Annotated in this window: 11 protein-coding genes and 2 pseudogenes; all 13 read left to right on the plus strand. The window is 41.9% G+C overall.

The window, feature by feature from the left end; translation table 11 throughout:
- The first annotated feature begins 35 nt into the window (after window positions 1-35).
- The 13 genes and pseudogenes from EYS05_RS12810 to EYS05_RS12865 all read left to right on the plus strand — a co-directional run bounded on the left by EYS05_RS12810 (window position 36) and on the right by EYS05_RS12865 (window position 12,584).
- Window positions 36-1,295, plus strand: coding sequence for a saccharopine dehydrogenase family protein (locus tag EYS05_RS12810; protein ID WP_022426348.1), 1,260 nt, complete (start codon window positions 36-38; stop codon window positions 1,293-1,295).
- On the plus strand, window positions 1,295-2,512 hold the full coding sequence (locus EYS05_RS12815) for a carboxynorspermidine decarboxylase (protein ID WP_138277319.1): 1,218 nt from the start codon (window positions 1,295-1,297) through the stop codon (window positions 2,510-2,512). Before EYS05_RS12810 ends, EYS05_RS12815 begins: the two co-directional genes overlap by 1 nt.
- A gap of 230 nt (window positions 2,513-2,742) precedes the next feature.
- On the plus strand, window positions 2,743-4,263 hold the full coding sequence (gene yfcC / locus EYS05_RS12820) for a putative basic amino acid antiporter YfcC (protein ID WP_118513288.1): 1,521 nt from the start codon (window positions 2,743-2,745) through the stop codon (window positions 4,261-4,263).
- A 32-nt stretch (window positions 4,264-4,295) separates the two neighbouring features.
- Window positions 4,296-5,444, plus strand: coding sequence for a beta-aspartyl-peptidase (gene iadA / locus EYS05_RS12825; protein ID WP_138277732.1), 1,149 nt, complete (start codon window positions 4,296-4,298; stop codon window positions 5,442-5,444).
- A gap of 84 nt (window positions 5,445-5,528) precedes the next feature.
- On the plus strand, window positions 5,529-6,563 hold the full coding sequence (locus EYS05_RS12830; RefSeq protein WP_138277320.1) for an alcohol dehydrogenase: 1,035 nt from the start codon (window positions 5,529-5,531) through the stop codon (window positions 6,561-6,563).
- Between the two features lie 115 nt (window positions 6,564-6,678).
- Window positions 6,679-6,903, plus strand: coding sequence for a hypothetical protein (locus EYS05_RS12835; RefSeq protein ID WP_138277321.1), 225 nt, complete (start codon window positions 6,679-6,681; stop codon window positions 6,901-6,903).
- 156 nt (window positions 6,904-7,059) lie between these two features.
- Window positions 7,060-7,577, plus strand: a pseudogene (locus EYS05_RS17380) (LPD25 domain-containing protein); the annotation flags it as partial.
- Between the two features lie 217 nt (window positions 7,578-7,794).
- A complete protein-coding gene (locus EYS05_RS12840) occupies window positions 7,795-8,685 on the plus strand; it encodes a Fic family protein (RefSeq protein ID WP_138277322.1) in 891 nt (296 codons plus the stop codon).
- 20 nt (window positions 8,686-8,705) lie between these two features.
- Window positions 8,706-9,788, plus strand: a complete 1,083-nt coding sequence (locus EYS05_RS12845; RefSeq protein WP_138277323.1) for a Fic family protein — start codon at window positions 8,706-8,708, stop codon at window positions 9,786-9,788.
- Window positions 9,789-9,872: 84 nt separating this feature from the next.
- Window positions 9,873-10,296: pseudogene (locus EYS05_RS18095) on the plus strand (IS1634 family transposase); the annotation flags it as partial.
- A gap of 180 nt (window positions 10,297-10,476) precedes the next feature.
- Window positions 10,477-10,641 (plus strand): CD1871A family CXXC motif-containing protein, encoded by a 165-nt coding sequence (locus EYS05_RS12855; protein WP_015541225.1) that lies wholly within the window; start codon window positions 10,477-10,479, stop codon window positions 10,639-10,641.
- On the plus strand, window positions 10,634-11,602 hold the full coding sequence (locus tag EYS05_RS12860; RefSeq protein ID WP_118063000.1) for a 4Fe-4S binding protein: 969 nt from the start codon (window positions 10,634-10,636) through the stop codon (window positions 11,600-11,602). The genes EYS05_RS12855 and EYS05_RS12860 overlap by 8 nt, the downstream gene beginning before the upstream one ends.
- A 13-nt stretch (window positions 11,603-11,615) precedes the next feature.
- Window positions 11,616-12,584, plus strand: a complete 969-nt coding sequence (locus tag EYS05_RS12865) for a TlpA family protein disulfide reductase (protein WP_138277324.1) — start codon at window positions 11,616-11,618, stop codon at window positions 12,582-12,584.
- Window positions 12,585-12,713: the final 129 nt, after the last annotated feature.

A 12,713-nucleotide genomic window follows, 5' to 3' on the forward strand; every position in this document is an offset into this window, starting at 1 on the left:
TACGAAAATTGAGTATAAAAAAGGAGACAAAAAACATGAGCAGAGTACTTGTAATCGGCTGCGGCGGAGTAGCCAGTGTAGCAATTCAGAAGTGTTGTCAGGCAGATACTGTATTTACAGAACTGTGTATAGCTAGCAGGACAAAAGAAAAATGTGATGCACTTGCCCGGAAACTGGAAGGAAAAACAAAAACAGTTATTACCACCGCAAAGGTGGATGCGGATGATGTAAACCAGCTGATCCAGCTGATCAATAGTTACAAACCGGATCTGGTAATGAACATTGCGCTTCCGTACCAGGATCTGACCATCATGGATGCATGTCTGGCATGTGGTGTAAACTATATGGATACGGCAAACTATGAGCCGGAGGATACGGATGATCCCAAATGGCGTGCTATTTACGAAAAACGCTGCAAGGAAGCGGGATTTTCCGCATATTTTGATTATTCCTGGCAGTGGGCATACCGGAAGAAATTTGAAGAGGCAGGACTTACAGCACTTCTTGGCTGCGGCTTTGACCCGGGTGTTACCCAGGCATATTGTGCATATGCATTAAAGCATGAGTTTGACCAGATCGATACCATTGATATTCTGGACTGCAATGGAGGAGACCACGGATATGCATTTGCAACCAACTTTAATCCGGAAATCAATCTTCGTGAGGTAAGTGCGCCCGGAAGCTACTGGGAGAATGGACACTGGGTGGAAATCCCTCCGATGGCGATCAAGCGGGAATATGATTTTGATCAGGTCGGCGATAAAGATATGTATCTTCTGCATCACGAGGAGATCGAGTCCCTTGCCCAGACAATTCCGGGTGTAAAGAGAATTCGTTTCTTTATGACCTTCGGACAGAGCTATCTGGATCACATGCGCTGTCTGGAGGATGTGGGAATGCTTTCTACTACTCCGATCAACTATAATGGACAGGAAATCGTTCCTATCCAGTTTTTGAAGGCTCTTCTCCCGGATCCGGCCAGCCTGGGTCCACGGACTAAGGGAAAAACTAATATTGGCTGCATTTTCACCGGGGTAAAGGATGGAAAAGAGAAAACCTATTATATTTACAATGTTTGTGACCACCAGGAATGTTATAAAGAGGTTGGAAGTCAGGCAATCAGCTATACGACAGGCGTTCCGGCTATGTGCGGAGCATTAATGATGCTTACCGGAAAATGGATCCGCCCGGGAGTGTACACAGTAGAAGAATTTGACCCGGATCCGTTCCTGGAAGCACTTGACAAATATGGACTTCCACGCAGCGAAAATCATGATCCGGAGCTGGTGGATTAATGGAAAGAACAGATACAAGACCACCCTTTGCAGCGTCCGGCGGAATTATTCCGCCGGAGCTGCGGAAGATCAAAACACCTTGTTATGTTCTCGACGAAGCGGCGCTTATAAAAAATGCAGAATTAATGGGGAATATTGCCAAAAGAACAGGCTGCAAAATGCTCCTGGCACAGAAGGCTTTCAGTAATTATGACTGCTATCATCTTTTGGAACCTTATCTGACGGGAACAGAAGCAAGCGGACTGTACGAAGCCAGGCTTGGTGCCCAGGAGATGCCTGGAAAAGAGGTACATGTATTTTGCGCCGGATATCGTGAGGATGAATTTGAGGAGCTGCTTAGCTTTGCAGATCATATAGTGTTTAACTCTCCTTCTCAGCTTCTTCGCTTTGGAAAAAGAGTGAAGGAGGCCGGGAAAAATGCAGGGCTTCGGATCAATCCGGAATGCTCTACCCAGGAGGGACATGCTATTTATGATCCCTGTGCCCCAGGCAGCCGCATGGGTACCACAAGAGCACAATGGGAGACTGCTGTGAGAAAGCATCCGGAGCTGATCGGATTATTGGATGGTATTCATTTTCACACCCTTTGTGAGCAGGACTCTTCTGATCTGGAAACTACTCTTACAGCAGTAAAGACGAAATTCGGAGATCTGATTTCTCAGATGAAATGGCTGAACCTGGGAGGTGGACATCATATTACAAGACCAGGCTATGATATTGCACAGCTTGAGAAGTGCATTAGAGCAGCAAAGGAAGAATGGAAGGTAGATGTTTATCTGGAGCCCGGAGAGGCATGGGCCTTAAATGCAGGATTTTTTTTGACAACTGTTCTGGATGTGCTGCAAAATGGTGATATCCGGCTTGCAATTTTGGATGGAAGTGCTGCGTGTCATATGCCGGATGTTCTGGAAATGCCTTATCGTCCTCCTCTTCTTGGAGCAGATGAACCGGGAGAAAATGCAGTCACAATCCGGCTCGGAGGACCAACCTGCCTGTCAGGAGATATCATAGGAGATTACAGCTTTTCAGAGCCGTTGAAGTACGGAGATATCCTCATGTTTGGTGATATGGCCATTTATACAACCTGCAAGAACAATACCTTTAATGGAATGCCTTTGCCTGATATATGGCTGAGACATGGCGATAAAACCATGGAACGTCTTACTGATTTTGGGTATGAAGATTTTAAAGGCAGACTTGGACGCTGCAGGAAATAAGAACAGTTTTTTTGAAAATCTGACATGATGTGGCTATTGGTGTTATAAATACAGGAAATACTGGGGTTATTTCATGTTTCAAAAAGGTGTGGATCTGCATTTGGTTAAGATAATTTGACAGGTTCTTATAAAACAAATAAATTTGATAAAATATGTAAAGTTTTAGTTGGATTTTAAGCATTTTGTGGTACACTGATATAGTATATCAAAAATGGGAGGGAGATTCAAAAATGAGCAAAAACGAAGGAAAAGGGTTAAAGTCTTTTAACAAGGGGTTCCAAGTGCCTGATACCTACATTATCATCTTTTTAGTAGTTGTTGTCGCAGCACTTATGACATTTCTTGTACCAAAGGGATTTTACGAAACACAGGATATTTCATATATGATCAATGGTGTTGAGAAAACCCGTACGGTAATCAAAGACGGAAGTTTCCAGTATCTGACAGATGATACGGGAAATGTAGTAACAGAAGGAGTAGCACTCTTTAGTGGAGATGGTGGAACAGGATTTTTCAACTATATGTATAACGGAATCGTAAATAGTTCTGCAATCGAGATTATTGCATTTCTTATGGTAGTAGGTGGTGCATTCGGTATCATGATCCGTACAGGTGCGATTGAATCTGGATTGATCGGATTGATCCGTAAGTCAAAGGGAGCAGAAAAACTACTGATTCCGGTACTTTTCGTACTGTTTTCTCTTGGTGGAGCAGTTTTCGGGATGGGAGAAGAAGCGCTTCCGTTTACTATGATTCTTTGTCCGTTGTTTGTAGCAGTTGGATATGATTCAGTTATCGCAGTTCTTGTTACTTATGTTGCAACACAGATTGGTTTTGGTTCATCCTGGATGAATCCATTCTCCGTAGGTATCGCACAGGGTATTGCAGGTATTGACGTATTCTCCGGAGCAGGATTCCGTATGGTAATGTGGGTAGTATTTACAGCACTCGGCTGTGGAATGACTATGTTCTATGCATCAAAGATCAAAAAGACTCCGACAATCTCAATCGCATATAAGACCGATTCATATTTCCGTGAGCAGAATGAAAAAACAGGAATTGACGAAGGACATTCATTTGGTCTTGGACACATTTTAGTTCTTCTGACACTGGCTGCTACAGTAGTATGGGTAGTTTGGGGCGTTATGATTCAAGGATACTACATGCCAGAGATTGCTACACAGTTCTTTATTATGGGAATTGTTTCCGGTGTGATCGGAGTTATCTTTAAACTGAATGATATGAAACTGAATGATATCGCAATATCATTCAAAGATGGAGCAAAAGATCTGATTGGTGCTGCACTTGTTGTTGCTATGGCACAGGGTATCATGCAGGTTCTTGGTGGATCTGATCCGACAACACCTACAGTTATCAATACAATTATGTATAATATTTCAAATGCATTGTCTGGAGTTTCCGGAGCAGTTGCAGCAGTACTTATGTATCTGTTCCAGTCTGTATTCAACTTCTTTGTTGTATCCGGAACAGGACAGGCTGCGATCACAATGCCGATTATGGCTCCACTGTCAGACCTGTTAGGTGTTTCACGACAGACAGCTGTAGTTGCATTCCAGCTTGGTGATGCATTTACAAACCTGATTGTTCCTACATCTGGATGTCTGATCGGATCTCTTGCAATTGCAAAGATTGAGTGGTCTAACTGGATTAAATTCATGTGGAAATTCCTTGGCGTCTTAATGATTGGTGCAATTATTACAGTTCTTATTGCAGTTGGAATTGGATTCTAAAACATGCATTGTATAATTTGGAGTGATTTATGATGAAATTAATTCAGAATATTGATGTTTATGCTCCACAGCATCTGGGGAAAAAAGACGTACTTATAATCAATGATAAGATTGTTAAGATTAAAGATTCAGGTTCTATATCTGCAGATGGATTTCTTGCGGAGTCAGAAATGATCAATGGAGAGGGGTTACTTTTAACTCCGGGATTCATTGATAGTCATGTTCATGTACTAGGAGGCGGTGGCGAAGGTGGATTCGCCAATCGTACTCCGGAAGCAACTATGGAAGGACTTACGAAGTTTGGAGTAACAACAGTTGTTGGCTGCCTTGGAACAGATGGAATCGGTCGTGATATATGTGCATTGGTTGCAAAGACAAAAGGATTGAATGAGCAGGGAATGTCTGCATACTGTTATACAGGCAGTTATCATATTCCGGTTCGTACGTTGACTGACAGTATTGTGAAAGATATCATGATGATTCAGGAAATCATTGGAACTGGAGAAATCGCGATTTCTGATCATCGGTCTTCACAGCCGACTTTTGAGGAATTTGCACGTGTCGTTGCGGATACAAGACTTGGTGGTGTTCTTTCCGGGAAAGCTGGCATTGTAAATGTTCATCTTGGTGACAGTCCGAGATGCTTAGATCTTATTGAACGAGTGGTAGATGAGACAGAGATACCGACTTCTCAAATACTGCCAACACATATCAATCGAAATGAGATGCTTTTCTGTAAGTCAGTTGAATATGCGCTGAAGGGCGGAGCAGTAGATTTTACCGGAAATGAAGATATTGACTATTGGGAAACTATCTGTGATGAGGTACGTGTATGTAATGGTATCAAACGGATGTTAGATGCAGGAGTAAATCCTGACCGCATGACAATTTCTTCTGATGGACAGGGAAGCCTTCCGATGTACAGCAGTGATGGCGAATTCCTTGGAATGGGTGTTGGACAGTCCAGCTGCCTTCTGAAGGAAGTAAAAGAGTGTGTGTTTAAAGCGGATATCCCGCTGGAAATTGCACTTTCAACAATAACATCCAATCCGGCAGAAATCCTTCGCCTTAATGGAAAAGGAAAGATTGAAGAGGGCTATGATGCGGATCTTTGTATCCTGGATCAGGACCTGCAGCTTGTTGAGGTAATAGCAAGAGGTAAAACAGTGTATACAAGATAGAATCAGAAATATCCGGTATAAGAACAGAAGTGTTCCGTACCGGATATTTTATTAGCATATATTCTAATAGATGGGGGCAAAATAATGCTGACTTATACATATGTTTCAAAGGGAAAATTTGAACTAATGGAAAAACCGAAACCAGTGCTCATGCATGAACGAGATGCCATTGTAAAGGTGACACTGGCCAGCATCTGTTCCAGTGACCTGCATATTAAACACGGAAGTGTACCGCGTGCAGTCCCGGGAATTACAGTTGGCCATGAGATGGTAGGTATTGTTGAGGCAGTCGGTTCTAAGGTGACGCATGTAAAACCGGGAGACCGGGTGACTGTAAATGTAGAAACTTTTTGCGGAGAGTGTTTTTTCTGTAAGAAAGGATATGTAAACAATTGTACCGACAAGAATGGTGGCTGGGCACTTGGCTGTCGTATCGATGGGGGACAGGCAGAATATGTCCGGGTTCCTTTTGCAGATCAGGGATTGAATAAAATCCCGGAAGGTGTTACGGACAGACAGGCTTTACTGGTAGGAGATGTTCTTGCTACTGGTTATTGGGCAGCACGTATTTCTGAAATCACAGAGGAAGATACTGTACTGATCATTGGAGCCGGTCCAACAGGAATATGTACTTTACTTAGTGTTATGCTGAAAAATCCAGCGAAGATCATTATATGTGAAAAGGACGAAACACGTATTCGCTTTATTAAGGAGCATTATCCGGAGACTCTTACTGTTTCACCGGAAGACTGTAAAGAGTTTGTTAAGACTAATAGTGAGCATGGTGGAGCTGATGCAGTCCTTGAAGTTGCCGGAGCAGAATCGACATTTAAACTGGCGTGGGAATGTGCCCGACCAAATGCAATCGTGACAGTGGTTGCGCTTTACGATAAAGCACAGATGTTGCCACTCCCAGATATGTATGGTAAAAATCTCACTTTTAAAACAGGTGGAGTGGATGGCTGCGATTGCGAAGAAACTCTGAAGCTGATATCAGAAGGTAAGATCAACACGGAACCGCTGATTACGCATACATATCCGTTAAATAGGATTAAAGAGGCATATGAATTGTTCGAAAATAAGAGAGATGGCGTGATTAAAGTAGCAGTGGAATGCTGAGAAACAGGTAAAGAAGGCTGCTTTGTAAACTTGTAAAAGAAAAGGATGTCTATTTTCCCTTTACACTGACAGGATATGAGGCTGAATTGTTTTGCGTCTGGTACAACAGGTGCTCATGGCTGTAGTTGTATTTTCTTTGTTCCATGCGCTGGGTGGCATTTTTTCGGAGCAGCTGACCTTGATCTCGGCAGTTATTATGATGATTCTGCCGCCGCCATTTGTGCTGCCGTTGTATATTGAAGAAACAGAGAAAAAGGAATTTTATTCATCTGCGATCTCAGTATATACGATGTTATCTATTGTTGGATTTATGTTGCTATCTGCGGCAGTTTTGCACTAGCTTATCCGAAGTTTTATAAAAATAATATAGGCTATTTGAGCAGGAGAAAAAGCATCGGGAATGATTATAAGTATTTGATTGTTGATTCCGTCGGCATCGGGTTATCTGCATACGAGAATTAATTGTGATGTACTGACTTATCTGCCAAGTGATATCGAGACTAACGAACCTGCGAAAATCGCAAAGATATATGTGACTGTATATTATGCGGAAAAAGGTGAACAGAAGCTGCATCATTTCAAGAAGTCAATGGATATTGGAAATGGATATGGCGGTATTGTAAGTCAGTTGCAGTATGACAATGAAATGAAGCTTACAGATGAGTATTGGATCAATTACCAGAAAGGCAAAGGAAGTGAAGAGTTCCAAAAGTATATGGAAGATCTGACAGACATGCAGAATCATGTGCTTCCGTATCTGCAGAGCTTTTGTAACCTGGAAGAAAAAGGTGTGAAGGAGAGAAGAGAACAGCAGATAGAAGAAAGAAATAAAGGAAGAGCAGATGAGTGGGGAACAAGCACCGAAACAAATGTAGTGGTTAAGGATGCAGGAAGAGCAGATAGAAAATCGGAACAGCAGAAGCAGGCAATGGCAGGAAAAGAGAATAAACCATTGATTCATGAACGCTTGGAAATCAATAAGAGAATCATCTGAGAAAAACAGGGAAAAGATAAGCCGGAGAGAGGAGCTGATTTAGAATGCTTGTTTATAGGTTATCGCTGAACTACGTTTTCAGGATAGCCCCTTTCTGCATCCAGAAGGTGTATTTCCTGTGTCGGCAAAAAGTATAATAATTAAACCTGAACCTATTGATATTTTTGCCGATGATATGGTATACTATGTAATAGATTAACGTAGTATTTTGATGGATTTTATGGTGGAGGATCATAGATGCGATATCTTTCAGTTGCTGAAATAGCGAAAAAGTGGGATGTGTCCGAGCGCAGTGTCAGAAATTATTGTGCTCAGGGGCGTGTGAACGGTGCGTTTCTTACCGGAAAGACTTGGAATATTCCCGAAAATGCTGAAAAACCGGAGCGTACCAACAAAAGAAAAGAAGAACCGATTACTCTATTGGATATCCTGCAAGATCAAAAGGCAAGTAAATACTCCGGCGGGATCTACCACAAAACACAGATTGATTTGACATACAATTCCAACCATATAGAAGGAAGCCGACTGACCCACGATCAGACCAGATATATCTTTGAAACCAACACCATCGGTGTAGAAAAAGAAGTGCTGAACGTGGATGATGTGATTGGAACAGCAAATCATTTCCGCTGCATTGATATGATCATTGATCATGCAAAAGCAGCTCTGACGGAAAAGTTTATCAAAGAGCTTCACTTGGTTTTGAAGAACAGCACCAGCGATTCCAGAAAAGATTGGTTTGCTGTTGGCGATTATAAAAAACTTCCGAATGAAGTCGGCGGCATGGATACCGCTCTTCCGGAAGAAGTTGCCGATAAAATGAAGGCCCTGCTGACGGAATATAGCACTAAGGAAGAAAAGACATTTGAGGATATTCTAGACTTCCATGTGAAGTTTGAGCGGATTCATCCGTTCCAGGACGGCAACGGCCGTGTGGGCAGGTTGATCATGTTTAAGGAGTGCCTGAAATACAATATCGTTCCGTTCATCATTGAGGACAATCTGAAGATGTTCTATTACCGTGGATTGAAGGAATGGGATAACGAAAAAGGCTATCTGACCGATACCTGCCTGAACGCACAGGACAAGTATAAAGCGTATTTGGATTATTTTAGGATTGGGTATTAAGCAAGAAGTGAGGTGCAGCTATGTCGGCAGAAAAGAACTGGCAATTTGAACTTGAAGAATATATCAAACAAGGCGAGCCTGGTCAAATCGAAAAGAGTGAAGCGTGGCAGACTGCAATCGGCTTGCAGGCGGTAGATGGTTTGAAGACCTCTGCGTATCTGTTAGATACTGCCAAGGAACATATCGAGGGAAAAATCAGTATTGATGAAGCACAGAAACGCATTCAGAGCTATTATGAGCAGTGTACTGATCGTACAGAAGTTGAGAACAATACCAAGGAAGCGGATATTGTGTCCGCAAGGATAGCGAAGCTGTTGGGCGAGAAAGCATTTCAGTTTTCTCCGGCTGAATGGCTGACGATTCATCGCAGACTGTTTGAGGGCGTGTTTACCCATGCCGGTCAGATTCGCCAGTATAATATTACAAAAAAGGAATGGATATTAAAAGGCGATACCGTAACCTACGCAGCGTGGAACAGTATCAAAGACACGCTTGATTATGATTTTGCAACGGAGAAACAGTATTCTTATGAAGGCTTATCCGTAGAGCGTTGCGTAAAACATCTTGCCAAGTTTGCTTCGGATATCTGGCAGATTCATCCGTTCTGTGAAGGCAACACCAGAGCTACGGCTGTTTTTATAATTAAGTACATGAAAACATTCGGGTTCAAAGTAAACAACGATGCTTTTGAGAAGAACTCTTGGTATTTCCGCAACGCTTTGGTAAGAGCAAATTATAACGATCTGCAAAACAATGTTCATGCCACAACAAAGTTTTTGGAAATGTTCTTCAGCAATTTAATTTTGGGAACGGAACATGAACTGAAAAACAGATATATGCACGTGGGATATGTGGATGATAATTCCCAAAGTGTCACTCCAAAAGCTCCAAAGTCTCAATTTGACACTTTGGAATGTACTTTAGATGAGCTGGCGTTCTTGGAGTTGATTTACAAGAATCCGTCAATTAAGCAGAAGGATCTTGTTGCTGAGACCGGAAAATCGCTCAGCACCGTAAAACGAATTATGGAGTCCTTGCAGAAAAAGGAATATATCCGTAGAGTGAACGGAAAAAGATATGGAAAATGGGAAATATTGATTTGAATAAGTATTAAGAAAGAGGAACTGAACCTCATTTGTTAGACAGTATGGTATACTATCTAATAAGTGAGGTGCAGTTTCATAATTGCGAGGGATTTAAGGAGCGCTGGTACGATAAAGAAGGAACGTGGAAATCCGAATGATCCTGCTCGATTCATAGGGAAAGTCGCAGTAACTGAAGATGGAGAAACTGCAAAGATCTACAATTATCTGGACACAGAAAAGATCGAACAGGAAGCCTTATATGATGGGATGTATGCAGTAACTACAGACCTCTTAGACGATGACGTAAAAGATATCTTAAAAGTCAGCGAAGGTCGTTGGGAAATCGAGGAATGTTTCCGTATAATGAAAACTGATTTTGAAACAAGACCAGGGTTTTATTCCACTTTACACACGAGACAAGCTAACCGATGCATTGCACACAGTTTGCGGTTTTGGAACGGATTATAAATTTATCACCAAAAGGCAAATGAAAAACATTCAGAAAAAAAGCAAAGGCCGGGAATAAAATACTATATTCCAAAACGGCACAAAAAATCGCCGAACCCCAGTAAATTCAAGAGGTACAGCGATTTTTTTGTTTAGCAACTGTCAAAGACAGGATTATAGCACAAAAACATAAAATCTGTGTTAAATTTCTGTTCTTAACGAAAATTTTATATCCGATGTGCTACAATGACGCCAGAAAATGAAAGGAGTGATTGAATTGACCAGAGCAAAAAAGGCTTTATCACAGGCAGTACTGCTTATTTCGGGAGCTATTATGCTCGGCTTCGGTGCGATGCGTGGCGAAGTTGAAACCGTTTTGAGCAAGGCAATCAGGCTTTGTTTGGAGTGTGTAGGAATTGGATAAAAAGAAAACAAAGAATAAAAACCATAATAAGAAAAAACATTCGGCATCTAACCAATTAGCCAAATTCCGAGGATGGATTCAGGCAGGAGCAACTCTGCTGACAAATATTCATCTGCCAAACTTTTTTAAAGGCGAAATTTATCAAGGCAAAGGCAAGGCCGTTTGTGTGCCTGGTCTGAACTGCTATTCCTGTCCTGCCGCATCGGGTGCTTGCCCAATCGGCTCATTTCAGGCGGTAGTCGGCTCGTCAAAATATAAGTTTTCCTATTATATAACAGGATTTCTCATTTTGTTGGGAGTTCTGCTCGGACGCTTTATCTGCGGATTTTTGTGTCCGTTTGGTTGGTTACAGGATTTGTTGCACAAAGTCCCGACCAAAAAGTTTTCAACAAAAAAACTCAAGCCACTGACATATATCAAATATGCAGTACTGCTGTTGGCAGTTGTTTTATTACCGGTGCTCATAGTAAATGATTTGGGGATGGGCGACCCATATTTCTGCAAATATATATGTCCGCAAGGTGTGCTTGAGGGTGCGTTGCCACTTTCGGCAGTCAACGAAGGTATCCGTTCGGCATTGGGAAAACTGTTTTCGTGGAAACTTGTTGTGCTGATTTCGGTAGTCGTTTTGAGCGTGCTGTTTTACAGACCGTTCTGCAAATGGATTTGCCCACTCGGTGCATTCTACGCACTGTTCAACAAGGTTTCGCTGTTTGGGATGAAGGTAGACGAGCACAAATGCGTTTCGTGCGGAAAATGTGCAAAGGTGTGCAAAATGGATGTTGATGTTACAAAAACGCCTAACAGCACCGAATGTATCCGATGCGGAAAGTGCATAAGTGCCTGTCCTACCGACGCAGTCAGCTTTCAATACGGCTTTGGCATGCTTGGAAAAACAGTAGACGAAAATGCAAAAATCGAAAACAAAACAAACAAAAAAGAAACAAAAGAGGAATTATAACGGAGGAATAATTATGAAGTTTTCAAAACTTTCAAAAATCTTAACAGTAGTATTATTAGTTTCTGTGTTGGCAATCAGCCTTATTGCTTGCTCAACATCAAAAGACAACAAAGACGAAAAACAATCAACAGATTCAAGCATTTCAACCTTGATGGCAACAGAGCCAAGTGATGCTGATGAAGCTTTAAAGCTCTACAATCAGCTTATGAAAAAAGAAAACGAAATTTTGTCAACAGACAAAGCCCTTTGGGAAAAAGTATTTATGGCTTCAAACAAGGAAACCCCAATGATTGAGGACGGCACAAACTACGGCGACTTTCTTCTCAAGACAATCGAAAGTGCAAAGGACCAATTCACAGATGAGGAATACAAAAAACTCGTTGCCGGTGCAGAACAAATCAAGGAAATTGAGGGCAAGCTCACAATCTTGGAACAAAAATATCCTGAATGTGCAAAGGTTCCGGGCAACGGCGACAGCGTTCCGGCTGACAGTAACGGCGTTGTTTCAAACAGCAGTGACGCAACAAGTTTTCCGTCATTTGACGGCAAGGACCTTGACGGCAACGATGTAAAGAGCAGTGAACTTTTCGCAAACAGCAATGTAACAGTTGTTAACTACTGGTTCAGCACTTGCAAGCCTTGTGTCGGCGAACTTTCCGAATTGGAAGCACTCAACAAAAAGCTTGCAGAAAAAGGCGGTCAGGTTGTCGGCATCAACACTTTTACACTTGATGGTGACAAGACAGCAATTTCAGAAGCAAAAGACATCCTTTCAAAGAAAGGTGTAACCTACAAGAACATCTGGTTTGATTCAAACAGCGATGCAGGCAAGTTTACATCAGGTATCTTCTCTTACCCAACAACATATGTTGTCGACAAGAACGGCAACATTGTAGGCGAGCCAATCGTTGGTGCAATCACTGAAAAAAATCAAGCAAAGACACTTGAAAAACTCATAGACCAGGCTTTACAGGTCAAATAAGAATAAAGCATAAAGTGATAATCTCTCCCGAATTGAACTGCCCCAAGTTGTGCAGACAGCACAAAAAAACAGGTCTATGGTAGAATAATTAAATTTTAAGCAACAAACTGATTTCGTTTTTCTAACGGA

The organism is Blautia sp. SC05B48, from assembly GCF_005848555.1.
Classification (GTDB): Bacteria; Bacillota; Clostridia; order Lachnospirales; family Lachnospiraceae; genus Blautia_A.